This is a genomic window from Gammaproteobacteria bacterium (assembly GCA_016716465.1).
Taxonomy (GTDB): domain Bacteria; phylum Pseudomonadota; class Gammaproteobacteria; order SZUA-140; family SZUA-140; genus JADJWH01.
The window spans coordinates 598452-621083 of the sequence record JADJWH010000004.1; the positions used below are offsets into that span (position 1 = coordinate 598452).

The window sequence follows — 22632 nt, forward strand, 5'->3', positions numbered from 1 at the left end:
ACTCTAACATGCGCTTCAAGCCGACCGCCGCAAGAGGGCTTCGCGCGCTTGCGGCTCCCTCGTCGCTTCGCTCCTCGGCGGCGGCTCAAGTGCAACGTTATACGTTACACCGCTGTCTCAGGCTTCGATTTATTCCCATACTGTTTTTAGTTGCTGGCTGCAGCACCGGGTCTTTCTTGCGCCCTTCAGCAGAGGTAGGGACTTATAGCACGGTCAACCCAGCCTGTCCCGGCGCACCAGAGGTCATCAATTTCATTCCCGTGATGCAACAATGGGTTCTTCTTCGCGTTTACGCTACTCCTCCAGGCCGCATTGGTTCCAAAGGCACCGAACTACGAATCCATATCACCCTTAGGTACTGGAATGACCTTGAGCCAATCGGGCTCTTTCCACGAACAGAAAAACGGAAAAAGTGGGAGAAAGTTATCGAGGAGCGGAGTAAAAGAGAGTACAACATCGTAGCATCAAGCCCTTATGTTTCTGTCGTTCTCCCAAACGGAGAAGAAAAAAAAATCAAAATCCCATTATTTACTGGCCCACACAACCCGAAAGAAGACCGAACGAGTTGGTGGGCTAATGGTGTTCAAGTTTCGCCTGACACACTTAGGGAGTTTACTGTTGTGCTTCCAGATGTATTCGTTAATAACGAAAAATTCATTATTGCTCCAATCAAATTCAAACTAGACAAAGAGCGGTATGCGCCAGTATTAAACTGCTGAAATGAAAGAAACGTATAACAAGTCATTCAAGTCGCAGCTACGCGTCTGGGACGTGCCTTACAGGCACGCCCCTTAATACTAGCGTTAGGCGCCAAAAATGAAATGGTATAGGTGTTTAATCGAGGGCGAAAACTTTCCTGGTGTACTTGCTGGTACAGAAGAATTAATTGGCTTTTACACCACTCGTTTCATTGAAGCCAGCACGCCAGAAGAAGCCGAAATGAAAGCGCTTTCAAATTTAAAAAATGAAGAAAGTTTGCAATTACCTGAAGGTGTTACGCCCCCTAATAATGCAAAAGTATATTTTGAAGAAATAGAAGAAGTTTCCGAAAGCGAGGTGCCTGAAATAAATGCAGGTTTTACATTTTATGTTATGGGCACCTAACAAGGCGGCCAATCGCGACGCCCCACCGCGCACTTCGTGCGCGTTGTTGGTCGCGCATTGCCTTAAATGTTAGGCGCATATTCAACGTGAATGCCACCTTCGAAGGAGATCTCATCCGGCCGCTCGGCCTAGTAACCCTGTATTTCGCGTATGCCGAGGGAGAGATCGACGAGCTTATTGAGGCAGCGTCTGTTGTTGAGCCGTACGATGACGAGAAGCGGCAATGGTCCGTGGGCCGCAAACTGGGACTTGCCAGAAAACTGCTCGGTGAGCTGCACCTTCAAGACTGGTCTCCGCTCGGTGATCTACTCGATGAGGGTCGTACGCTATTCGAGAGTCGCAACGCCCTGGTTCATGGGCAGCTCTTTGCAGGAGGACGGCTAGTGTCCAATCGCCGTGCTGTGCGAGAGCGGCGCATCACGCCGAACGAGATCACGCAGCTCGCCGAACAAATCTTCGTGTGGAAAGAGCGTCTTTGGGCGTATCGGCAGAAAGTCCTCGCGCCTCAGTTGCCTTCGATCGGCCGCGGCAGTGGCGCCTAACAAGCAAATGCAGCGAGCGCGCACCGGCCATAAATGTGTTCTGGGTTTCATGCATCGGCGCGTCGCTGATTTGCGGCGTTGATACAGAATTCCAAAATTCCAAAAGCCGGCGCTTTTGCAGTCAACTAACCTGTAATCTTCAGAGGCAAAATTCGTTGCAGACCGTCAGTCGCGCAGCCGACTAAATATGTAGTCGTGATCCTTCTGGGGCTGATGGCAGTCAAAGCAGGCTGAAGCGGCGTTATTGCCCACTACCCGTTGGGTCGGGTCACCTCCGCCGAAACCTTCAAAGCCCCATCCGCCAGTGGCCGCGAACTTCTTCGAATCCTTGTGCATGACGCCCAGAACCTTGCGCTTCCCCTCGGTAAGGGCATTGTCTGCGCTTATCGATTCGAGCAAGTCGAAAATGATCACCGCGCCATCGGGGAATTTCTTACCCTGGTAACCCTTGAGTGCCTTATCGTTGGCATAGATATGGTGAATCCCGCCGAAGGACGCGAACAGCGGATGACCTTCTTCTATCACCATGCTCTTGACGTGATGCCAGTCGCGGTAACCGGTCGGATAGGGCACCTCGGGCTCTGACGCCAGGGCCACGGTGGGGATGATGATGCCAAGGGCAGCCAGGAGTATCGTTTTCATGATCAAGTCTCCTTATTCAAGATCGACGATTGCGACGCCATAACGGGTATGAGACTAGGAACATATCCCGCGGCTGCCAAGAAGGCACTTTTCGGTACCTAGGTTACTTTTTGGTGTAATTTGTGGAAAACGAAGTCAATTTAAGACCGGCCATCTGCGCATTTGTATCAGCAGATACAAGATGTGATTGGCTGCAACGGGTCCGCGTCGGTTCAGAAAGCCACGTCGCTGGTATATCGCGACCCGGCGCTCTAGAGCGCCATGTTCAAGGAATTTCAATCAAAGTGCTTTCTGACCAGCTACGGCAGCATGGACACACTGGCAGGTAATGGCAAATGGCCGGATACCGCTGATTGTCAGATCAATTTTATAGATGAATAATAGGGAGCGTCGAACAAGGCGCTCCAGCAGACGTCAAAAGCGGCGCCGCTGAGCGTGAGCGTTTTAATAATGGGCCTATTCTGTGAATGGCTTATTACAACAATTGGGTCTTGTTCCCTTCTTTACTCAGCAATTAGCAGACGCCGCCTTATTACAGGAGCGACTCGGACGCGTGATGGCGGTACAGCGCTCGAGAAGCACCGTTGTCTGTGGTTCGGGTGAGCGGGTTGTAGAACTCTCGCCCGCCTTACGACGGTCGGCCGCCATTGATCGACCGACTGTGGGCGACTGGGTCGTACTGGATGAGTCACTTTCGAGGATTGAAAAAGTCCTCGAGCGGAAAAGTTTGTTCAAGCGCCTGGGTGCGGGCGCGAGCAGCGAACTTCAGCCCATAGCCGCGAATATTGATACCCTTTTTATCGTTACGTCCTGCAATGAAGAATTCAAGGAATCACGCCTGGAACGGTACCTCGCACTGTGTACGGAGGCCGGAGCGATGCCAGTCATCGTTCTCACCAAGGCCGACCTCGTTGACGATGTAGATACTTACGTCCGTCGCGCCCGAAAAACCCGGGCAGGAGTTCCGGTTGAGGCTATCAATGCGCTTGACCCCGCTTCTCTCAATGGTCTTCGTTCCTGGATTGATACCGCATCCACCGTTGCACTCGTCGGTTCCTCCGGTGTTGGAAAGTCTACGATTCTGAATACATTGGCAGGACGTTCTTTAGCCGCTACCGGTGAAATTCGCGAGGATGACAAGAAGGGCCGCCATACGACGACTCACCGTGAATTGCACATCCTGCCGTCCGGCGGCCTCCTGGTCGATGTCCCGGGTATGCGGGAGCTCAGGGTCGCCGACGTCAACAGCTCGATTGGCGCCGTTTTCGACGACATCGATAGGCTTGCGGCTCAGTGCAAGTTCGCTGACTGTAAACACGAAACCGAACCGGGTTGCGCGGTGCTTCGAGCGATAGAAGCAGGTGAGATCGATATTCGTCGGCTGTCCAATTATAAAAAGTTGATGCGTGAAAACGCGCTGGCGACGGCAACTCTGGCGGAGAAGCGCGCCCGGGAACGGGGCTTCGCGAAAATGGTCAAAGAAGTGAAGGCTATCAAACAGAAAGGGGGTGAGAATGGCCCAAGTTCGCGTTGAGAGCTTCACCATCTCGCTCGACGGATACGGAGCGGGACCGAATCAGGACATCAACAACCCGCTCGGCATCGGCGGGACGGATCTGCACCAGTGGCTCATCCCGACACGCACGTTCCAGCAGACCCTGTTTGGCAAGGACGGCGGCACGACGGGAATTGACGACGACTTCGCCGCGCGCGGCTTTCGGAATGTCGGGGCCTGGATTCTCGGTCGGAACATGTTCGGACCGGTTCGCGGTCCCTGGCCGGACCTGAACTGGAAAGGCTGGTGGGGTGACAATCCGCCGTATCACGTCCCGGTCTTCGTCCTGACACACCATGCGCGTCCGCCCCTCAGCATGGATGGCGGCACGACGTTTCACTTCATCACGGGCGGGATTCACGAGGCGCTTGATTGGGCGCGGGAGGCGGCCGCCGGACGGGATGTGCGGATCGGCGGTGGCGCAAATACCCTCCGGCAGTATCTTCGCGAACGTCTCATCGATGAGCTGCACATTGCGATCTCCCCGGTCCTGCTCGGCAGCGGGGAGCGGCTGTTCGAAGGGGTAGACCTGCGGGCGCTGGGATACGCATGCGTTGAACATGCGGCGAGCGAAAAGGCCACGCATGTTGTCCTCAGGCGCAAGGTGAGCACGGCCTGACAATGTCGTCAGATTGACCGCGCTCCGCTACGTTTCATGCGGTATTTAGGGCGCTCTGGCCGCCCCATTTGCCGCCGACGCGTGTCGGGACGTCCGGGGGACTTCGGCGTAGACTTGTCGCAGGCGATTCGACATTCCGGCTCGGCAACAGGAGGCAGGCATGCCCGCGCAGGACAAGAGCACCCTCGACCTGGCAAAGGAAATCTTCGACGCGTTCAATGCGCATGATCTCGACCGGATCATGAGCTACTTCGCGGAGGACTGTTCGCTCGACATGCCTCGCGGGCCGGACGAATGGGGACAACGTTTCGTCGGCAGGGCGGCTGTCCGAAAAGGGTTGGCAGCGCGCTTCGAGGGTCTCCCCGATGTCCGTTATTCCGAAGACCGGCACTGGGGCAGTGGAAACATGATTGTATCGGAGTGGCTGCTCACCGGAACGAAAGCGGGGGGAGAGCGTGTCCGGGTCCGGGGATGCGACCACTATGAATTTCATGACGGGCAGGTCATCCGCAAGGACTCCTACTGGAAGATCGTAGAACGACAGTGAAGTGCGGCGCGGGTGAGACCGCAGCCGCGCGCTGTCCGGTTCCAGCATTGGCATCCACGACCCTTCTCATATCAGGAGTGTTCCATGAGAAATCTCATCGTATCCACATTCGTCTCGCTTGACGGCATCCTGCAGGCACCCGGCGGACCGGAAGAGGACCCGACCGGCGGCTTCGCACTGGGCGGATGGATGTTCAATTACGCGGACGACAGCATGGACATTTCCGCGGCGGGATTTGACGGCGCGGGTCGCGAGCTGCTGCTCGGGCGCCGGACCTATCAGATATTCGAGGCCTACTGGCCGTACCAGCCGGCGGAGAATCCGATTGCACGGACACTCAATGCGGCGAAGAAATACGTGGCCTCGCGCACCCTGACGTCGCTCCGGTGGAACAACTCGACCCTGCTCGAGGGCGATGTCGTCCCGGCGATCATCGCGCTCAAGCAGCAGCCCGGCCCGGATCTGCAGGTGATTGGCAGCGGCAACCTGATCCAGACCCTCCATGGCGCGTCGCTGATTGACGAGTACAACCTGTGGACATTTCCGGTCGTGCTCGGGCGGGGCAAGCGTCTGTTCAGCGAGACCGCCCGGCCCGCGGCGCTGCGGCTCGTCCGTTCGGAGGTTTCGGACACCGGCGTTATGATGAATGCCTATGTGCCGGACGGCGAGATCCGGCCCGGTTCGTTCCCCGGCGCCGATCCCAGCGAGCTGGAACGGGCGCGACGCGGAATGATGGCGAAGGGGGACTGGTGATGTAATGGCGGCGCGGCCGGGTCCAGGCTTCAGGTCGCGCCCGCGAGCCAGTACCTTGTGATACAAGGTCCAATCTTAATGGAGAAGTAACATGGCAACGATGGCGAAGAACACGATTTGCCTTTGGTACAACGGAGACGCCGAAGAAGCGGCGCGGTTCTACGCAAAGACCTTTCCCGACTCGTCCGTCGGCGCCGTCTATCGCGCGCCGGGAGACTACCCCTCGGGAAAGCAGGGGAACGTATTGACCATCCAGTTTACCGTGATGGGCATCCCCTGTGTCGGGCTCAACGGCGGGCCGGCGTTCACGCACAACGAAGCGTTTTCGTTTCAGGTGGCAACCGCCGACCAGGCGGAGACGGATCGCTACTGGAACGCGATCATCGGCAATGGCGGCCGCGAGAGCGCGTGCGGCTGGTGCAAGGACAAGTGGGGGATTTCCTGGCAGATCACGCCGACCGCCCTGATGGACGCGATTTCCGATGCCGATCCCGCGGCCGCCAGGCGCGCATTCGATGCGATGATGGAGATGACCAGGATCGATATCGCCGCGATCGAGGCGGCGCGTCGTGGGTAATCGATGGCAGCCCGACATGAGCTGATCACAAGGGTAGAGATACCGTGAAGCTGACGAAGACCCAGGCCGGCGCGCTGATCGCCACGCTGAAAGACCGGTTCGAACAGAACCCGGGCCGGCACACGGGAATCGACTGGCCCGGCGTCGAATTGAGGCTCGCGGCGAATCCGGAGAAGCTGAAGGCGCTGCATGAGATGGAGCGCACCGGCGGCGAGCCCGACGTGATCGGCCGGGATCCGAAGGGCGGGGAGATCCTGTTCTGCGATTGCGCGGCGGAGAGCCCGGCCGGCCGCCGGAGTCTCTGCTACGATCGCGCGGCCCTGGAGTCCAGAAAGGAAAACCGGCCCGAGGGCTCGGCCGTCGACATGGCGGCATCGATCGGGATCGAGCTGCTGACCGAACAGGAGTATCGGGCGCTCCAGCAACTGGGCACCTTCGACCTCAAGACCTCCAGCTGGGTGAAGACCCCGCCGGAAATCCGCAAGCTCGGCGGCGCGCTCTTCTGCGATCGCCGCTACGATACGGTGTTCCTCTATCACAACGGCGCCCAGTCGTACTATGCGGCGCGGGGATTTCGCGGCATGGTGCGGGTCTAGGAGCATGGTCTCACTGACCCGGTCGAGACAGGCTGACCAAACAGGCTGGAGGGATCCATTCATGAAGATGCAGCACTCTATCGTGTCCGTGTCATGAAGAAGTTTCTGCTCACAGGCATCGTTCTGGTCGTCGCCTATCTCGGCGGCCTCCAGAGCGGCCTCATCGATTCGCCGCAGGTCGGTGCCGTCAGCAGCGCCGGTCAGGTCGACGATGAACTGGTGCAGGCGTTTGAAGACCGCCGGAGCGACATCCAGGTCCAGGGACGTGGCGAGGTGATCAAGGTACTTCCCGATGATAACGATGGGAGCCGGCACCAGCGGTTCATCCTGCGACTGCCGTCCGGCCAGACGCTCCTGGTGGCGCACAACATCGACCTGGCCGACAGGGTCGCCGCGCTGAAGGTCGGCGATACGGTTGAATTCAACGGTGAGTATGAATGGAATGCGAAGGGCGGGGTGATCCACTGGACGCATCACGACCCGCAGGGCATCCACGAGGCTGGATGGATCCGGCACAAGGGCCGCACCTATCAGTGAGCCCGCAATCTCACTTCTTCAGTAAGTGATGTCATCGCTTGATCACAAGATCCCTCCCCCCATCGTGGGCGCGCTTGCCGCAGCGGCGATGTGGCTCGTCTCCTCGGTGGGACCGCTGCTCCCGCTCGAGGATACACTGCGCCATGTCCTCGCCGGACTGCTCGTCGCCATCGGCCTCGGCTTCGACCTGGTTGGCCTGCACGCCTTTCGCACCGCCCGCACGACCTTCAATCCCTTGCACCCGGAACGGGCCTCGGTGCTGGTTGTCACCGGCGTGTACGCGATCACGCGCAATCCGATGTACGTCGGCCTGCTGTTCCTGCTGCTCGGCTGGGCGGTCTATTTGTCGGCATGGCTGGCGTTCGCGGGCCCGATCCTCACTATGATCTACATCACCCGCTTTCAGATCCTGCCGGAAGAGCGAATTCTCGCCGGGGTCTTCGGTGAACGCTACGAGCAGTACGTCCGCCGCGTCCGGCGCTGGTTGTGAAGTCCAATTGACTTTATGGGGAGGGATATCGGTGCTGATTCAAGGTGAAAGATCATGGTGAAGCGAATCGGTTTTCTTGTATTGCTGATATGTTCGATCGCGGTTCAGGCGGACGATGAGGATGTGCCGATCAATTCCGGTTCCGAGTTGCGCGACTGGTGCAAGGCCGAGACCGAGGCGCATTTTGTCGGAACGGGCGAAACGCCTTACAACTGGTCGGCCTCCTGGTGGGAGGAGGGCGCGACGCTGATCGTCAAGGGATCCTGGCGTGTTCGCAGCGCGGAGGTTGTTGTTGAATGCCGCGTGCCCAGGCACGCGATGCGGAAATACGCGGTTTATCAGATCCTCGAATGAGGAGGGTTCCTGGCAATGCCCGGTTTTTATTCTATCGCCATTGGAAAAAAAGGGCCGGCACCCCGGTGTCGATCTCTAGGTACCGGCCCCTTCAGCACGAGCCAACAAATCGCTACCTCTCTCAAAGAGGTGCTGTGCAACAGGAACGGCTATTTCAGGTCGGCGAGACTCGCGCCGTAGTTGATGTGGAACGGTGCGCCATCCAGCAGCAGCGCGGGCACCGACTTGATCCCGGCGGCTTCCGCCTCGCGCACGCGGTTCTTGCTGGTGCCGAGATGCACGATCTCCAGGTCATAGCGGGACGGGTCGATCGCCCCGGCCACGCTTTGTTCGGCCGCCACGCATACCGGACAGCCCGCATGATAAAAAATCGCTTTCGCTTTCATGATGTCACTCCTGATGGTATGTTGCCGTCATGATGAAACTACGCCATCACAATAGTGCCGGGATCACCGCCGGAAAAGCGGGCACCCGCGGGTGGGGTAGGCACCTTTTGGTGTAAATTCATGACTCTCAGGAAAAAGAAAATCAGCGGCCGTGCACCGAGCGTCTACCGCAAACTGGAGGACGTCATCGGCTGCAAGTGGTCGGTGTCGGTGCTGCTGTCCATCGGCGCCGGGGTCAATCGTCCCGGCAGCCTGGAGCGGCACATCGACGGCATTTCCACCAAGGTGCTGTCGGAGCGTCTGCGCAAGCTGACTTCCTACGGCCTGCTCGAGAAGAAAAGCTTCGCGGAGGTGCCGCCGCGCACCGAATACTCGCTGACGTCCTCGGGCGAGGACCTCGTCAGAATCATTCAGCAGATTCAGGCCCTCGATTCTGATCTCGATGAGAAGAAGCTCAGGTAAGCAGCGCCATTCGTTTACCGCCCGCCGTGACACGTCCGGGAGAATACACTTGAAATACCCTGGCGGTTTCTGCACAGATCGGATTGCGCCAGGCGCCTGTCCGGTGACTGCCCGTCAGGTGCGCGCGGGATGAGACGCGATACGGAAAACTCCGCGAACCGCCTGCTGCGCTTTCCCGGCGGGGTAAGGCGGGATCCGGCCATCGAGGGCTGGATGCGCGATCATCCGGGGGAACTGGGCGCGATCGCGCGGCGCTGGTTCGAGGTCATGCGCCGCTGCGGGGAGGATGTACGGGAGCTGCTGCACGACGGTCATCCGACCGCGTGCATCGGCGATGCGGCCTTCGCCTACGTCAACGTCTTCAGCGCGCACGTCAATGTTGGATTCTTCCGTGGCGCGGAACTGGCGGATCCGGCGGCGCTGCTGGAAGGCAGCGGAAAATTCATGCGTCATGTGAAGCTCAGGCCCGGAGTCGGGATCGATGAACGGGCGCTCCGGGCGCTGATCGAGACTGCCTGCGCGGACATGCGTCGCCGTCTGGAGATCTAGTCCCTATCTGAAATCGGTCATGGGCGAAAATGCAGGTGTCATCCTCGCGCAGGCGGGAATTCCGGGTGATTGTCTGTCTGATCTCGCCGCATAGAGTCCCGCATGCAAGTAGGGTTTAGGATCATCGCGTCGAGCGCGCGCGAGGACAGTTTTATCCAGGTGGTTAAGTAGTTTATCGGGATATCGGGTCACGCGCGGACATGACTCGATACGCGTCAGCCAATTTACTTTTGGTGATCCCGGCGTTTGTGTATACACTCGGAAAAAACGAGAGCAAAACACCCGTCGCCTGCCGCTGTTCTGCCGTGGACCACGATGCGTCCATGGTCAGTCTCCCTGGCCTGTCGTTACAGCGACCCTGCGACCGTATCTTCTGGAAGAAGAGATCTTCTATGGCGCAGCATGGGGGCTATGACCATGAATATTTTCCGCGCGACGGCTTTTCTTACCGCGATCACCTCGCTGGCGGCCTGCAATAGCGGGGGCGGCGACTCCCCGAACAATATCGCCGTCACCTCGATCGCGATCACGACACCGGATCCCCGCATCGCTCACCCGCTGACGGCGAACGTGTCCTTGACCGCGGACCGGGCGGCGAACGACGTCACCGTCTCGCTGTTTGCCATCGACGAGACCTCGGACCCCAACGCCGAGGTCCGGCAGATCCCGATCGGCACCGAGGTCATCGCGGACCTGCCGGCGGGCAGCAGCGACCACGAGCTGAACGTCAATGTGCCGTCCAGCGTCGAATTCAGCGGCCCGTATCACATCGCCGCCGTCGTCGATCCGGTCGAGGAGATCGAAGAGGAAAACGAGGACGATAACACCGCCTCGGTCCAGATCACGCTGGGACCCACCATCGATCCGAATGTCCTGCTGACCGAAGTGGCGCTCGATCGCAGCGCGCTGATCATCAATACCGGCGAATACAGCGATCAGGTGGATGTGGACGCCGGCAACGTCTACAACGCCGACGCCGGCGGCACGATCACGGTCGGCTCCGACGGTCTGGAAGTGGGCGAGACGGTCGACATCGAGGCCTTCGCCAGCCTGCGCATCACGCGCACGGACACCAACGCGACGCTCGACCTGCCGGTGTACCTGTGGAACTCGGACGAGCAGCGCTACATGAATGCCTACGGCATCGATCCCGAAACCGGCACTCCGACCACGGTCGAATGGCTCCCGATGGGCACGTTCACGCCGCAGCTGGCGGAGATCATCGGGGACGAGGCGGATCTCGACGATCTCGATCGCAATTCCGAGCACATGGATTTCTATTTCCCCGGCAAGCTCGGTGACGAGCTGGAGCAGGCGCTGCGTTACCCGGTGGTACCCTGCACCGGGACCTGCGCCCTGGACGCGACGCCGCCGACCATCCCGCCGCCGGACCTCACCGCGGCCGCGATCGATCAGTTGCGGGCATTCCTCTCCGGGTTGCCGTTCAGCGGCGTGCGCGGCGATGAAAGCACCAGTCTGGCCGCGCTGGATTTCGCGGTCTGTGTCAAGATCCGCCCGTCCGACCCGGCGGTCACCGACGGCGATGCGACCGATAACGAGCAGTGTCCATCGATCGAGATCTTCCTGCCGCCCCTGCCGCCCGGCACACCTTTATATAACACCGGCAGCTACGTGCCCCTGCACAACACGCCTTCCGAGCCGCTGACGTCGGGCGACGGCTTCGCCACGAAGAACAACAACGAACACTTCGCCTTCAATCTCGATTTCGGCGCCGGCGCCACGGCGGACAGTCGGGGCTATATCGAGGAAGTCACCGCCGGTATTCCGGTCACGCTGTTCGGCACGACATTCGATTTCTATCGCATCACCGCGCGCGCGCAACTGGTGCCCGATTACCTGAACAAACCGGCCTCGGAACAGTCGGGATTCTCGCGCGAGATACGCTTTCTGGGCCTCGTGCTCGAGTCCACGCCACCGCTCACGGTCGCGATATCGGGAAGCCTGATCTCGTATTCGAAAGAGATCGAAAAGCAGCAGCAGTTCTTCGTCGGACCCGTCCCGATGATCGCCGGCGGTTCCGTCGGCGGCAATTTCGGTCTCGAGCTGGCCGTCGGTTATGCCGACGATGACCCTCCGGTGTTCGGCGGCGGCAACGCGGTGGTGTCCGTGGGAAGTTCCATCGGTCCATTCGCCAACCTCGAGGCGGGCATGTTCGCCGGGGTCGGCACCGTGGTATTCGCGGTCGGCGTCGAAGGCGTGTTGACGCTGCTCGATGAACGGCTCATCTATTTCATCGGCACCGAGATTGAGGTGATCGATGACGGCTTCGCCAGCGGTGACGTGGAATTCATGATCACCCAGCTGCAGAAGCTGAGCAATATCTTCACCGGGCCGCAGGGCAAGATAAACCTGTTCGCCAAGTACTCGGTGCCGGCGATCAAGACCTGCAAGTGGGGATTCGTCAAGGTGCCGTGCCTGAAGCTGGTCACGATCAAGGCGACGAAGAACATCTACAGCACGCCGGCGCTGTTCCGCCGCGAGGATGTCCTGTTCGAGGATCCGTTCGCCCAGCTCGACGTGGTCATCGTCAGCGGCCAGTCGCCGGCGTACTTCGTGCCTTGATGTGAATGAAACGGCGATGGATACTGCCGGCCGCGCTGGCGCTGGGTGTCGTGATAGTGCTCGCGGTCGGGTTGCCGTGGCGCGGAGACAAGACCCCCCCGGCGCCTGACCCGTCGGCTACTTCGGCGAACCCGGCCGCGACTTCGCTGCAGTGGCATGACGGGGTGTCCCAGCAATACCGGGTGGTGTCGGAGTCCTCGATGCGGATGCAGGGGGCGACGAACAGACCATCCTCCATACAGGTGCAGTTGCAGGGACTGCTCGATACCCTGACCCTGAAATCCGACGCCAGCGAGGCCCTGGTCGGCATGCGGCTGTCCTCGCCGGAGCTGAAGATCAACGGCGCCATGGATGCCGGCACCAATCGTGCGCTCGCCGCGCCGTTCAGGGTGCGTTTCGCCGCCAGCGGCATGCCGCAGGCATTCGAGTTTCCCGCCGAAGTCAGCCAGCAAAACCGCAGCATCCTGGAAAACCTGGTGCGCACCTTTCAGGTCAGCCTGGCGCCGGCCGACAGTTGGGTAACGCTGGAGACCAACGGTTCAGGGACCTATGAGGCGGCCTATCGGCGCAGCGGACCGAACCGTTTCGAGAAATCCAAGCGCCGCTTCACCGCCGCGGCGGCCGGTATGGTCATCTGGTCGGACGTCGAATCCACGGAGACGTTCAGACTCGACGCCGCGCGCGACTGGATCGCGGCGATGGACGTGGCGGAGAACATGACCTCGAAGGACCAGGGCGGTCCGGTGATGAAGGTGAGCAATCACGCGACGCTGGCACTGCAGGAAGATGCACGGGCCGCGTTCCCGGCGAAACTGTGGGATTTCACCCCGGCACCGGCCGCGGTCGACGACCGGGCACGGGTGCAGGACAAGAAGCTGGACATGACGCCCGAACAGGCGCGGCGGGAGATCCGGGCGACGATACCGCAACTCGACGCCGCCACGCAGGGGCGATTGACGCTGATCCATCGCCTGCGCGACCTGCTGCGCGTCGATGCCTCGCTGCCCGCGCTGATACTCGATGCCCTGCGCACGCAGGAACTCGGCGATCGCACCCGCGCCGACCTGTACCTGGCGCTCGAACTGGCGGGTACCGACAGCGCGCAGACCGCGCTGGCCAGGGTGGTCAACGACAGCAGCTGGTCACTCAAGGACGGCATGCGCGCCATCGTGGCGATGAGCGGGATCAGGCAGCCCTCCGGGGAAACCCTCTCGACGCTGTGGGGCGCAACCCGGAACTACGCGGGCGGCGATCGCCAGCGAATGGCGAGTTCCGCCGCCTTCGCCCTCGGCAGTATCGGCGGCGCGCTGCGCAAGGCCGAGGATCCGGCCTATGAATCGCTGCGTGCGGACCTGCTCAGCAATGCGCAGGGCGCGCGAGATACGGCCGCGCGCAGTGATTTCATCACCGCCCTGGGCAACACCCGGGATCCGACGCTGGCGCAGGATGTCTCCGCATTCCTGTACGATTCCGCCCCGTCGGTCCGGCGCGCGACGGCGCTGTCGCTGGGCACGCTGGGCGCCGACCCGATCGCCGGGGAACTGGTGACCCGGTTCCGCGAGGACGACAACGGGTATGTGCGCGGCGCGATCGCCGAGTCGCTGCAATCCTGGACGCAGCCCACCGAATCCGCGATGGCGATGTTCAGGCAGGCGGTACGCACGGAAGTCGATGAAGGCACGCGCTACAACATCGCGGTGCTGTTGAGCGACAACCTCGGCAAATTTCCCGCCAACGAGCCCGTGCTCCGGGACATCATGCGCAGCGAACCCTCGAAGCGCATCCGGCAGAAGGTCGCCGAGGCGCTGGCCGGGAATCCGTAGCCATTCCCCGGCGCCGGGATTCTCTACCCACCCGATCGCAAGGAATGCTACGATTTCATCGCCGTCGGTCCCGGTGCATCCAGGTGGGCGTCCCCAGGGTTTTCGCGCGACATTCATGAATCCCGATATCGTCATCAGGGACGAGACCCCGGCCGACGTGGACGCGATCGCCGCGGTCACCGTCACCGCGTTCCGGGACATGGCGATCAGCAATCACACCGAGCAGTTCATCGTCGCCGCCCTGTGCGCGGCCGGGGCCCTGACGGTCTCGCTGGTGGCGGAACTCGACGGCCGCATCCCGCGGGGGAGTGTCATGTTCCATGACGCGTTCATGGCCCAGGGCTGATGCCATATATATAGAGATGAATGAGTTCATCGATCATCTGCGGGATGTGTTGCGGGAATTCGGGCCGATCGAGGCGCGCCGGATGTTCGGCGGCCATGGCGTCTATCACGACGGCCTGATGTTCGGGCTGATCGTGGATGAGACGCTGTACCTGAAGGCGGATGGGGTCAACGCGGCGCACTTCCGCGAGCAGCGCTTGCCGCAGTTCGAATACCTGCGGCGGGGCAAGCCGACCCGGCTGTCCTACTACCGCGCGCCCGATGTCGTGCTGGAGGATCCCGCCGAGGCGGCGCGCTGGGCCCGGCGCGCGTTTGAAGCCGCGCTGCGCGGGCGCCGAACCTGAGCGGGCGCGCCACAAGGGATACCGAGCAGAGGAGAGATACATGACCCGACCAGTCATCAACATCACCGAGATCGACCTTCAACCGCGATCGACGGGAATGGCGGCCACAGGCGCGGCGGCGGAGCGCTTCGATGCCAGGATGGGCATGATCGGCCCCCGCGTCGGGGCGCAGAAGCTGGGCTACAACATTACCGAGGTCCCGCCCGGCAAGCGCGCCTTTCCGTTCCACAACCACCGGGTGAACGAGGAGATGTTCTTCATCCTCGAAGGCAGCGGCGAGCTGCGTCTCGGGCAGGCGCGCTATCCGATCCGGCCCGGGGATTTCTTCGCCTGTCCGCCGGGCGGCCGCGAGGCGGCGCACCAGATCATCAATACCGGCGACGGTGTGCTGAGATACCTGGCCGTCAGCACCAAGATCACGCCCGAGATCGCCGAATACCCCGATTCGGGCAAGTTCGGCGTGCTCGCCGAATTCCCGGCCGGGGCCGGCGAGCCGCCCCAGGTCTTCCGCTATGTCGGCCGCGCGGAGGACTCGGTCGGTTACTGGGAAGGCGAATAGCCGGAACCGCGCGGCGTCCGGCCTGTCTTTCTGATAAGTACGCGCTTGTGTAGTATGGGCGACGGGCAACTACAGGGCAGGTGATCCATGAACGTAGACCCGGCAGCGCAGGACCCGCGTCCGGCCGACGACACGCCGCTGACGCGCCACGTGATGAAACTGCTGACCGTGACCACGACCGTCGGCCATGCCGTCATCGGCGTCGCGCTGGTCGTCGCCACGGCGGTGATCACCGTCCATTTCTTCGTGGAGATCCTCCACGCCATCGAGGCCCGCACCCTGTTCACGGGCTTCATCCACGCGCTGGCCATACTGCTGCTGCTGTGGACCATGCTCGAACTGATCCAGACCGAGATCGGTTTCCTGCGCGGACAGCCCATCGACGTGGCAGTGTTCATTGAGGTCGCCCTCGTGGTCGTCGTGCGCGAGATCATCCTGATCCCGGTGGACAACGAGCAGCCGACGTTCGAGGATGTCGGCATGTGGGCCGCGACCGCCGCGCTGCTCGGGCTGACCTACCTGCTGCTCCGCTACGGCCACGCGCGTTCGGCGCGCAGGGTCCGGGACGCAAATGCGCCGCCGTATTGAGCGCCGGTCAGGGGGGATCAAATGTCCGATCTGAAAGACCCCAGGGTGCTGTTCGCCGCCGAGCGCACGCTGCTGTCGTGGAACCGTACCAGCCTGTCGCTGATCGCCTTCGGCTTCATCGTCGAGCGCGCCGGCCTGCTGCTGCAGGTGCTGGCGCCGGGCAGCACGCATGCGATACAGGCCGTGCTGAGCTTCTGGATCGGGGTCTTCTTCATCTTCCTGGGCTGTGTATTCTCGTTCCTGTCCGCCCGCCAGTACGTCATCGTGCTGAAGACCCTGAGCCCGGAGGAGTTCCCGCCGGACTATCCGGCCAAGTGGGGGCTGGTCGTCAACGGCCTCGTCGCCGTGCTGGGCGTCCTGCTGATCCTCGCGCTGATCCTCGGCCGGGTCGGGTAAGCGCGGCCGGTCCGGGAGAGCACGCGTGTCCGCGCAGCAGACCTCGATTCACAGTTGGCCACTGCAGGCGATGATCTGGGCCGCCGCGCTCGCGCTCGTCACCCTGGGCCTGTATTTATCCCATATCCGCTACCTGGGCTACGAATGGCTGTCCCGCGCCGGGTGCGCGGTGGTGATGCTCGGCCTGTGGTCCGCCCTCGGCGGCATCCTGCAGGAACGGGTGCTCCTCGGACGGCTCCGCTGGCGCCGCCGCAACGCGATCGTCCGCGCCAAGGCTTCGCTCAGCGCGCGCGGCAACGCGCCCGGGGAGATCGAGGACAAGCTCGATGAAATCGAAAAAGGCTTTCAGCAGCACGCGGAGCAACTGGCGCAGGGCCTGAAATTTTCCTTCGGCGTGCAGGAATTTTCCCTGCTCGCGACCGGGACGTTCCTGTGGGGCTTCGGCGATCTGCTGATCCGGTTCGTGTTGATGAAATAGCGCGCAGTGCCGCGCCCGTCCATTGCCGTGGAACTCCCATGTCCGTCAAAGAACTCCTGAGTGTAGTCGCCGTCGTCCTCACGCTGGCGGCGTTCCTGCCGTACATCCGCTCGATCCTGAAACACGAGAGCAAGCCGCACGTGTTCTCCTGGGTCATCTGGGGTTCGACCACCTTCATCGTGTTTCTGGCGCAGCGCGAGGGCGGCGGCGGTGTCGGCGCCTGGCCGATCGGGATCTCGGGCGTCATCACGCTGCTGATCGCGCTGCTGGCCTGGAGCAGAAAGTCGGACATCTCGATCTCGCGGCTCGACTGGCTGTTCTTCACCCTCGCGCTGTGGGCCCTGCCGCTGTGGTATGCGACCGCCGACCCGCTGTGGGCGGTGGCGATCCTGACCCTCGTTGATGTGCTCGGCTTCGGGCCGACGGTGCGCAAGGTCTATCACTTCCCGTGGTCCGAATCCCTGGTGTTCTTCGGGCTGTTCGCCGCCCGCAACCTGATCGTGATCCTGGCGCTGGAGAATTATTCGCTGACCACCGTCCTGTTCCCGGCCGTCATCGGCGCGGCCTGTGTCCTGCTGATCGCACTCGCGCTCCACCGTCGGCGCGTCCTGGCCGCCTAAGGGATCGATTTGGGACGGCCGCGCGGACGGCACTATACTGAGTGGATCTGAAACCCGCGCGCAGGGCGCCGGAGTCGTCGACCATGCGAAAGATCTTGTGGATTTCCGGAATGGTGTTGCTGGCCGCCTGCGCGGGCCGGCCGCAGCGGCCCGCCGGCTTCGAGACCTATCGTTCGGTGACGGTCCAGGTGACCACCGAGGTGCAGAAGGGCGAGCCCTATGTGCAGGCGCTGCAGGACCGCATCGTCGCGGCGCTGCGTGAACGCCGGGTGTTCAGCGCGGTCGAGGCCGGCGACGACACGTCCGCCGCCGACCGGCTGATCCTGCAGGTGAACATCACGCGCTTCGTCCGCGTGCATGAGCCGCTGCGCATCGCCCTGGGCCGGATGGCGGGCAGCAACGAAGTGGGCGCCGATATCACCGTGCGCGACAGCGCGACGGGACGGGACCTGAGCACCTTTCATCTGCAGGGTGAATCCCCGCTCTATCCCCCGAACACCGATTGGCCGCGGGGCACCATCGAGATCGCCATGGATCGCCTGAGTCAGGCATTGGCCACCGTATTGTCCGACTGGCGCCGGACGGCGGATGCCGCGGGATAGTTGGGAGGCGGACGAAAATTCTATAAGATAGTCCGGTATTTTTATCCCGAACCCGAATACTCCGATCCTGAGGATGGCATGAGCGAAAGCAAAACCCTGGTGCATCGCAACACCGCGCTGACCGGTCTGGCCGAGATCATTTTCTGGAGCCGCTGGCTGCAGGCCCCGCTCTACCTGGGCCTGATCGTCGCCCAGGGCGTCTATGTCTATCTGTTCGGGGTCGAACTCTGGCATCTCGTGCACGACGCGCACAAGATCGGCGAGACCCAGATCATGCTGATCGTGCTCGGCCTGATCGACGTGGTGATGATCGCTAACCTGCTCATCATGGTCATCATCGGCGGCTACGAGACATTTGTCTCCCGCCTCAACCTGCGCGAGCACCCGGACCAGCCGGAATGGCTCGCCCACGTCAACGCGGCGACCATGAAGATCAAGCTGTCCATGGCGCTGATCGGCATCTCGTCGATCCATCTGCTGAAGACCTTCATCAACGCCGAGCAGATGACCGAGCACGCGATCAAGTGGCAGGTGATCATCCACATCACATTCATCATCTCGTCCGTCGCCATCGCCTTCACCGACCGCATCATGACGCGGACGCTGATGGACGCGCATCGCGACCTGGAGCACGAGTAGCCGCGCCCGCGCGGCATGATGTAAGACGCCGGCTGTCCGCGGTTCCCGCGGCGGGGACGATTTTCCGCCGTCCGCATCCGGTGAAGGGAGGCGATGATGGGCGCAGGCAACCGCGCGGCCGTCCGTGACCGCGAATCCCTCAGCGAGGTGCGTGCCCTCGCCGGGCAGGCCTTCTCGCGCGCCGCTGGCGCCCCGCTCGTCGCCGGCAACGAAGTGCGTCTGCTGAGCGACGCGCGCGAGAATTATCCCGCCTGGCTCACTGCGATCGCGGCGGCGCGCCGCCATATCCACTTCGAAAGCTACATCATCCACGACGACGCGATCGGCTACGAATTCGCCGCCGCGCTGATCCGCAAGGCGCAGGCGGGCGTGCGCGTGCGCCTCGTCTACGACTGGCTGGGCGGCTTCGGCAAGGCCGCGCGCGGTTTCTGGAATCACCTGCGCAGCGGCGGTGTCGAGGTGCGCTGCTACAATCCGCCGCGGCTGGACAGCCCGCTCGGCTGGACCTCGCGCGACCATCGCAAGATGCTGGCGGTCGACGGCGAGGTCGGCTTCGTGACCGGCCTGTGCATCGGCCGCATGTGGGCGGGCATCCCGGAGCGGAGGCTCGAGCCCTGGCGCGATGCCGGCGTCAGGGTGCGCGGCCCGGCGGTGGCGGACATCGAGCAGGCCTTCGCGCAGGTCTGGGAGATGCTGGGCGAGCCGCTGCCCGACGATGAGATCGCCGGGCGCGAGCGGATCGCGCCGGCGGGGGACATGAGCCTGCGCGTGGTGGCCAGCGTCCCGTCGACGGCGGGCATGTTCCGTCTCGATCAGCTCGTCGCCGCGCTGGCGCGCAAGCGCCTGTGGCTGACCGATGCCTACTACGCCGGCACCACGCCCTATGTGCAGGCGCTGCGCGCGGCCGCCGAGGACGGCGTCGACGTGCGCCTGCTGGTGCCGAACGGCACCGACATCCCGTTGCTGAAGCCGCTGTCGCGCGCGGGCTATCGTCCGCTGCTGGAGGCGGGCGTGCGTGTGTTCGAATGGAATGGCGCCATGCTGCACGCCAAGACCGCGGTCGCCGACGGCAACTGGGCGCGCGTCGGCTCGACCAATCTGAACCTCGCGAGCTGGCTCGGCAACTGCGAGCTGGACGTGGTGGTCGAGGACGAAGGCTTCGGCGCCGAGATGGAGCGCGTCTATCTCCAGGACCTGGGCAACGCGACCGAGATCGTGCTCGACGCGAAGCGCAAGGTGCGCGCGCCCGGCGCGCCGCATTCGCCGCATCCCGTCATGACCAGCGGCGGCGGCCGTGTCGGCCGCGCCGCCGCCGGCGTGGTGCGTATCGGCAACACGGTCGGCGCCGCCTTCACCGGGCGGCGCGTGCTGGAGCCGATCGAGGCCCGCCTGATGCTCGGCGCCGGTGCGGCCCTGCTGCTGCTGGCCGGCGTGTTCCTGCTGTTTCCCCGCCTGCTGCTGTATCCGGTGCTGTTTGTTTTCGCCTGGTTCGGCGCCGTGCTGCTGTACCGGGGCTACAAGCTGCATCGCGACAAGACGCCGCGCGACACCGGCACGCGCGGAGGGTGAGGCAGGGCGCTCCTGTCGTCCTGGACCGGCAAGGAGCCCGAGGCCCGGGTGGACTCGATCTACGAGAAGTGCGCGACCTCAAGATTCGCTACCCGCATGTCGCTAAGAACGGCAAGTACCTGTGGCAGGTGCGCGTGAACACTATGCGCAAACGCATCGGGCAGTTGCTGTGGCATGTGCGGGACTGACGGGGGGCCGAACCGCGATTTTTTCCCCGCCAGGCAAGGCCATAGCTGATCACGGGTGGGGCTGACCCCGGCGCGGGACCGGCCCGACGGCTGGACAATTCCCCTGTTTTTCGCTATATTTTGCCGGTATTTTTCAATACCTTACCTGCACTTATGGAAAGGTCGGATTAATTCATGTGGCCCGCCCCGATCAGTGTGAGGGCAGGCTCCAGCAGGCTACAGGTCTTTGATGTTCTGCCTCTCCGCCCCCCGCCTTCGCGGGGGCAGGCGTTAAATAGCGCGGAATGACGGTCGACAAATTACTCAGAGGTTACTTATAAGATCTTATCAAGGGGGTTTCCATGTCAGGTTCCCAGGGTGACAAGAAGAGTGGTGAATGGGGTTGGGACATGCCGGCCGGCATGGATCCGATGAAGGTGATGCAGGTGGCCTCCGCGTACTGGGACTCCTGCGTGCTGCATGCCGCCAACCGGCTGAACATCTTCAGCATCCTGGACGACAAGAGCAAGGACCTCGACACCCTCGCCCGCGAGACCGAGTCCGATCGCCGCTGCCTGGGCGCGCTGCTGAGCGCGCTGGTCTCGATCGGCTTCCTCGATCGCGACGGCGACGTCTTCCGCAACAATGAATTCAGCAAGACCTTCCTCGCCGAGTCCAGCAAGTTCTACCAGGGCGGCATCGTCTACATGTTCGAGAACTGGTACCAGGCCTGGGGCGGGTTGTACAACACGGTGAAGACCGGCAAGCCCTCGGCGCTGATGCATCAGGCCTACACCGACGAGGAGACGCGCAATTACATGATGGGCATGCACAACCGCGCGCTGTCGCAGTCCGACGTGCTGACCTCGATGTTCAACCTCACCGGCAAGAAGCAGCTGATGGACGTCGGCTGCGGCCCGGCGACCTTCGCCGTGAAGTTCTGCGAGCGCTACCCCGGCCTCAAGGCCGTGGCGATGGACCGTGAGCAGAACCTGAAGATCGCGAAGGAGGTCGTCGACATGTACAACATGCACGACCGCGTGAAGCTGCTGCCCGGCGACTACAACACCGACAGCCTCGGCACCGGCAACGACGCCATGCTGCTCTCCTCGATGACCAACCAGGAATCGCCGGAGACCATCAAGAAGCTGCTGAAGAAGTGCTACGACTCCATGAACAAGGACGGCGTCATCATGATCCAGGAGCAGCTGCTGTGGGGCGACAAGAAGGGCCCCAAGCTCGCCGCCCTGATCGGCGTCAACCAGATCATCAACACCATGCTGGGTTCGTCCTACTCCACCACCGAAATGGAAAACATCCTGCGCGAGGTCGGCTTCAAGGACATCAAGTCCGAACAGATGGCGCCGCCGAGCCCCTTCATCATGGTCAGCGGCTACAAGCGCTGACGTCACAGCAAGACTGAAACATAAAGGCCGCCACCGTTATCGGGGCGGCCTTTTTGTTTTTGTGGTTCAGGTACTTCACTGGCATGCGCGCCATCGATCCAGGCTGCGTGGCCGATTCGAATTAATACATATTGGTTAGCAAGATAAAGGTAATGTAATCAGGTTACTTCGTTCAGGCGGTTTATTATCTCCTTGTCGATGGTGACAACCATGCCCTTCGTTATTGATTGAGGTAGGATTATCGGTGTTGAATCCAGATGGAGAGCGGGGAGGAATATCCGTGTTATACGGAATCGGCCTATCACCAATATCACCGATTCCGTCTAATTAACTGTTGGATGTCAGAATGGAAAGAGTGAACCCGTATGCTGAAATCGAACGCCGTGTCCGCGAGGCGAAATCACTCGTGGAGCTGGCTGCGGCCCTTGAGCTTCTTTTGTCCGGTGGCTTTGCGGTTTGGACAGACGGAAGCCTGTACGAGATCAGGCAGCTTGTGGCGCAAGTGCAGGGGCTACGTATTGACGTCTTCTCGAGAGAACATGCGCCGCCGCACTTCCATGTGTCGTCGGCAGATATCGATGCAGTTTTCTCTGTTGAGGACTGTTCCCTGATACGAGGCACGATCGACGGTCGTAGCCGAAAGCTCGTTGAATGGTGGTATGAACGGGGAAGAGAGACGATTGTTGCCGCATGGAATGCAACGCGCCCATCAGACTGTCCGGTGGGTCCAGTTGCGTAAGGAACATCCAACAAGCGCATGCACGCGACGTGCGAGGACGCACGCGCGTGATGCGCGGCGT

30 protein-coding genes are annotated in these 22632 nt (G+C 61.8%); 28 read left to right on the forward strand and 2 right to left on the reverse strand.

Annotated elements, in window-relative coordinates; all coding sequences use genetic code 11:
- The first annotated feature begins 8 nt into the window (after positions 1-8).
- From IPM20_10510 to IPM20_10520, 3 genes are all read left to right on the forward strand, one after another.
- On the forward strand, positions 9-719 hold the full coding sequence (locus IPM20_10510; GenBank protein ID MBK9132048.1) for a hypothetical protein: 711 nt from the start codon (positions 9-11) through the stop codon (positions 717-719).
- A 97-nt stretch (positions 720-816) separates the two neighbouring features.
- Positions 817-1104 (forward strand): hypothetical protein, encoded by a 288-nt coding sequence (locus IPM20_10515; protein ID MBK9132049.1) that lies wholly within the window; start codon positions 817-819, stop codon positions 1102-1104.
- Between the two features lie 86 nt (positions 1105-1190).
- The gene (locus tag IPM20_10520; GenBank protein MBK9132050.1) at positions 1191-1646 is read left to right on the forward strand and encodes a hypothetical protein; all 456 of its coding nucleotides are present in this window, start codon (positions 1191-1193) and stop codon (positions 1644-1646) included.
- A 165-nt stretch (positions 1647-1811) separates the two neighbouring features.
- Here IPM20_10520 and IPM20_10525 read toward each other — a convergent pair whose 3' ends face one another.
- Positions 1812-2288, reverse strand: a complete 477-nt coding sequence (locus tag IPM20_10525; protein ID MBK9132051.1) for a cytochrome P460 family protein — start codon at positions 2286-2288, stop codon at positions 1812-1814.
- Positions 2289-2751: 463 nt separating this feature from the next.
- Here IPM20_10525 and rsgA point away from each other — a divergent pair, with 463 nt between their 5' ends.
- The 9 genes from rsgA to IPM20_10570 all read left to right on the forward strand — a co-directional run bounded on the left by rsgA (position 2752) and on the right by IPM20_10570 (position 8316).
- Complete coding sequence (rsgA, locus tag IPM20_10530) at positions 2752-3822, forward strand: ribosome small subunit-dependent GTPase A (protein ID MBK9132052.1); 1071 nt, start codon at positions 2752-2754, stop codon at positions 3820-3822.
- A complete protein-coding gene (locus IPM20_10535) occupies positions 3803-4462 on the forward strand; it encodes a dihydrofolate reductase (protein MBK9132053.1) in 660 nt (219 codons plus the stop codon). The genes rsgA and IPM20_10535 overlap by 20 nt, the downstream gene beginning before the upstream one ends.
- Positions 4463-4622: 160 nt before the next feature.
- Entirely contained in the window at positions 4623-5009 is a 387-nt protein-coding gene (locus tag IPM20_10540; protein ID MBK9132054.1) for a nuclear transport factor 2 family protein, read from the forward strand.
- A gap of 84 nt (positions 5010-5093) precedes the next feature.
- Positions 5094-5762 carry a dihydrofolate reductase family protein gene (locus IPM20_10545; protein ID MBK9132055.1) on the forward strand — a complete coding sequence of 223 codons (669 nt, stop codon included), beginning with the start codon at positions 5094-5096 and terminating at the stop codon, positions 5760-5762.
- 91 nt (positions 5763-5853) lie between these two features.
- Positions 5854-6339, forward strand: coding sequence for a VOC family protein (locus tag IPM20_10550; GenBank protein ID MBK9132056.1), 486 nt, complete (start codon positions 5854-5856; stop codon positions 6337-6339).
- A 44-nt stretch (positions 6340-6383) separates the two neighbouring features.
- Positions 6384-6935 carry a DUF4256 domain-containing protein gene (locus IPM20_10555; GenBank protein MBK9132057.1) on the forward strand — a complete coding sequence of 184 codons (552 nt, stop codon included), beginning with the start codon at positions 6384-6386 and terminating at the stop codon, positions 6933-6935.
- Positions 6936-7028: 93 nt separating this feature from the next.
- Entirely contained in the window at positions 7029-7472 is a 444-nt protein-coding gene (locus IPM20_10560; GenBank protein MBK9132058.1) for a DUF3465 domain-containing protein, read from the forward strand.
- A gap of 28 nt (positions 7473-7500) precedes the next feature.
- A complete protein-coding gene (locus IPM20_10565) occupies positions 7501-7962 on the forward strand; it encodes an isoprenylcysteine carboxylmethyltransferase family protein (protein ID MBK9132059.1) in 462 nt (153 codons plus the stop codon).
- 54 nt (positions 7963-8016) lie between these two features.
- The gene (locus IPM20_10570) at positions 8017-8316 is read left to right on the forward strand and encodes a hypothetical protein (GenBank protein MBK9132060.1); all 300 of its coding nucleotides are present in this window, start codon (positions 8017-8019) and stop codon (positions 8314-8316) included.
- A gap of 149 nt (positions 8317-8465) precedes the next feature.
- On the opposite strand, the gene IPM20_10575 is transcribed toward IPM20_10570, so the two are convergent.
- Positions 8466-8702: a thioredoxin family protein gene (locus IPM20_10575; protein ID MBK9132061.1), complete on the reverse strand. Its 237-nt coding sequence runs from the start codon at positions 8700-8702 to the stop codon at positions 8466-8468.
- A 120-nt stretch (positions 8703-8822) separates the two neighbouring features.
- On the opposite strand from IPM20_10575, the gene IPM20_10580 reads away from it, so the two are divergent.
- From IPM20_10580 to IPM20_10655, 16 genes are all read left to right on the forward strand, one after another.
- The gene (locus IPM20_10580) at positions 8823-9164 is read left to right on the forward strand and encodes a helix-turn-helix transcriptional regulator (GenBank protein MBK9132062.1); all 342 of its coding nucleotides are present in this window, start codon (positions 8823-8825) and stop codon (positions 9162-9164) included.
- Positions 9165-9293: 129 nt separating this feature from the next.
- Positions 9294-9713, forward strand: coding sequence for a DUF1801 domain-containing protein (locus IPM20_10585; protein ID MBK9132063.1), 420 nt, complete (start codon positions 9294-9296; stop codon positions 9711-9713).
- Between the two features lie 411 nt (positions 9714-10124).
- A complete protein-coding gene (locus tag IPM20_10590) occupies positions 10125-12296 on the forward strand; it encodes a hypothetical protein (GenBank protein ID MBK9132064.1) in 2172 nt (723 codons plus the stop codon).
- A gap of 5 nt (positions 12297-12301) precedes the next feature.
- Positions 12302-14119, forward strand: a complete 1818-nt coding sequence (locus IPM20_10595) for a HEAT repeat domain-containing protein (protein MBK9132065.1) — start codon at positions 12302-12304, stop codon at positions 14117-14119.
- A gap of 115 nt (positions 14120-14234) precedes the next feature.
- Positions 14235-14465 (forward strand): hypothetical protein, encoded by a 231-nt coding sequence (locus IPM20_10600; GenBank protein MBK9132066.1) that lies wholly within the window; start codon positions 14235-14237, stop codon positions 14463-14465.
- 16 nt (positions 14466-14481) lie between these two features.
- The gene (locus IPM20_10605; GenBank protein ID MBK9132067.1) at positions 14482-14808 is read left to right on the forward strand and encodes a TfoX/Sxy family protein; all 327 of its coding nucleotides are present in this window, start codon (positions 14482-14484) and stop codon (positions 14806-14808) included.
- Between the two features lie 40 nt (positions 14809-14848).
- Positions 14849-15367 (forward strand): cupin domain-containing protein, encoded by a 519-nt coding sequence (locus IPM20_10610; GenBank protein MBK9132068.1) that lies wholly within the window; start codon positions 14849-14851, stop codon positions 15365-15367.
- A gap of 153 nt (positions 15368-15520) precedes the next feature.
- A complete protein-coding gene (locus IPM20_10615; protein MBK9132069.1) occupies positions 15521-15955 on the forward strand; it encodes a phosphate-starvation-inducible PsiE family protein in 435 nt (144 codons plus the stop codon).
- Between the two features lie 21 nt (positions 15956-15976).
- A complete protein-coding gene (locus IPM20_10620) occupies positions 15977-16351 on the forward strand; it encodes a DUF202 domain-containing protein (GenBank protein ID MBK9132070.1) in 375 nt (124 codons plus the stop codon).
- Between the two features lie 25 nt (positions 16352-16376).
- Positions 16377-16829 carry a hypothetical protein gene (locus IPM20_10625; protein MBK9132071.1) on the forward strand — a complete coding sequence of 151 codons (453 nt, stop codon included), beginning with the start codon at positions 16377-16379 and terminating at the stop codon, positions 16827-16829.
- A 38-nt stretch (positions 16830-16867) separates the two neighbouring features.
- Positions 16868-17449, forward strand: coding sequence for a hypothetical protein (locus IPM20_10630; GenBank protein ID MBK9132072.1), 582 nt, complete (start codon positions 16868-16870; stop codon positions 17447-17449).
- 83 nt (positions 17450-17532) lie between these two features.
- Positions 17533-18051, forward strand: a complete 519-nt coding sequence (locus IPM20_10635; protein ID MBK9132073.1) for a DUF4410 domain-containing protein — start codon at positions 17533-17535, stop codon at positions 18049-18051.
- A gap of 78 nt (positions 18052-18129) precedes the next feature.
- Positions 18130-18690, forward strand: a complete 561-nt coding sequence (locus tag IPM20_10640) for a TIGR00645 family protein (GenBank protein MBK9132074.1) — start codon at positions 18130-18132, stop codon at positions 18688-18690.
- 96 nt (positions 18691-18786) lie between these two features.
- Positions 18787-20259, forward strand: a complete 1473-nt coding sequence (locus IPM20_10645) for a cardiolipin synthase B (GenBank protein MBK9132075.1) — start codon at positions 18787-18789, stop codon at positions 20257-20259.
- Positions 20260-20788: 529 nt separating this feature from the next.
- Positions 20789-21832 (forward strand): class I SAM-dependent methyltransferase, encoded by a 1044-nt coding sequence (locus tag IPM20_10650; GenBank protein MBK9132076.1) that lies wholly within the window; start codon positions 20789-20791, stop codon positions 21830-21832.
- A gap of 346 nt (positions 21833-22178) precedes the next feature.
- Positions 22179-22571, forward strand: a complete 393-nt coding sequence (locus IPM20_10655; protein MBK9132077.1) for a DUF4160 domain-containing protein — start codon at positions 22179-22181, stop codon at positions 22569-22571.
- Positions 22572-22632: the final 61 nt, after the last annotated feature.

Coding starts and splice junctions, on each gene's coding strand:
- IPM20_10650 (MBK9132076.1), top strand. CDS start 20,789: ATGTCAGGTTCCCAGGGTGACAAGAAGAGTGGTGAATGGGGTTGGGAC.
- IPM20_10595 (MBK9132065.1), top strand. CDS start 12,302: ATGAAACGGCGATGGATACTGCCGGCCGCGCTGGCGCTGGGTGTCGTG.
- IPM20_10585 (MBK9132063.1), top strand. CDS start 9,294: ATGAGACGCGATACGGAAAACTCCGCGAACCGCCTGCTGCGCTTTCCC.
- IPM20_10540 (MBK9132054.1), top strand. CDS start 4,623: ATGCCCGCGCAGGACAAGAGCACCCTCGACCTGGCAAAGGAAATCTTC.
- IPM20_10560 (MBK9132058.1), top strand. CDS start 7,029: ATGAAGAAGTTTCTGCTCACAGGCATCGTTCTGGTCGTCGCCTATCTC.
- IPM20_10550 (MBK9132056.1), top strand. CDS start 5,854: ATGGCAACGATGGCGAAGAACACGATTTGCCTTTGGTACAACGGAGAC.
- IPM20_10630 (MBK9132072.1), top strand. CDS start 16,868: ATGTCCGTCAAAGAACTCCTGAGTGTAGTCGCCGTCGTCCTCACGCTG.
- IPM20_10655 (MBK9132077.1), top strand. CDS start 22,179: ATGGAAAGAGTGAACCCGTATGCTGAAATCGAACGCCGTGTCCGCGAG.
- IPM20_10525 (MBK9132051.1), bottom strand. CDS start 2,288: ATGAAAACGATACTCCTGGCTGCCCTTGGCATCATCATCCCCACCGTG.
- IPM20_10590 (MBK9132064.1), top strand. CDS start 10,125: ATGACCATGAATATTTTCCGCGCGACGGCTTTTCTTACCGCGATCACC.
- IPM20_10545 (MBK9132055.1), top strand. CDS start 5,094: ATGAGAAATCTCATCGTATCCACATTCGTCTCGCTTGACGGCATCCTG.
- IPM20_10510 (MBK9132048.1), top strand. CDS start 9: ATGCGCTTCAAGCCGACCGCCGCAAGAGGGCTTCGCGCGCTTGCGGCT.
- IPM20_10620 (MBK9132070.1), top strand. CDS start 15,977: ATGTCCGATCTGAAAGACCCCAGGGTGCTGTTCGCCGCCGAGCGCACG.
- IPM20_10640 (MBK9132074.1), top strand. CDS start 18,130: ATGAGCGAAAGCAAAACCCTGGTGCATCGCAACACCGCGCTGACCGGT.
- IPM20_10515 (MBK9132049.1), top strand. CDS start 817: ATGAAATGGTATAGGTGTTTAATCGAGGGCGAAAACTTTCCTGGTGTA.
- IPM20_10565 (MBK9132059.1), top strand. CDS start 7,501: ATGTCATCGCTTGATCACAAGATCCCTCCCCCCATCGTGGGCGCGCTT.
- IPM20_10615 (MBK9132069.1), top strand. CDS start 15,521: ATGAAACTGCTGACCGTGACCACGACCGTCGGCCATGCCGTCATCGGC.
- IPM20_10610 (MBK9132068.1), top strand. CDS start 14,849: ATGACCCGACCAGTCATCAACATCACCGAGATCGACCTTCAACCGCGA.
- IPM20_10580 (MBK9132062.1), top strand. CDS start 8,823: ATGACTCTCAGGAAAAAGAAAATCAGCGGCCGTGCACCGAGCGTCTAC.
- IPM20_10570 (MBK9132060.1), top strand. CDS start 8,017: ATGGTGAAGCGAATCGGTTTTCTTGTATTGCTGATATGTTCGATCGCG.
- IPM20_10535 (MBK9132053.1), top strand. CDS start 3,803: ATGGCCCAAGTTCGCGTTGAGAGCTTCACCATCTCGCTCGACGGATAC.
- IPM20_10605 (MBK9132067.1), top strand. CDS start 14,482: ATGAATGAGTTCATCGATCATCTGCGGGATGTGTTGCGGGAATTCGGG.
- IPM20_10635 (MBK9132073.1), top strand. CDS start 17,533: ATGCGAAAGATCTTGTGGATTTCCGGAATGGTGTTGCTGGCCGCCTGC.
- IPM20_10575 (MBK9132061.1), bottom strand. CDS start 8,702: ATGAAAGCGAAAGCGATTTTTTATCATGCGGGCTGTCCGGTATGCGTG.
- IPM20_10600 (MBK9132066.1), top strand. CDS start 14,235: ATGAATCCCGATATCGTCATCAGGGACGAGACCCCGGCCGACGTGGAC.
- IPM20_10645 (MBK9132075.1), top strand. CDS start 18,787: ATGGGCGCAGGCAACCGCGCGGCCGTCCGTGACCGCGAATCCCTCAGC.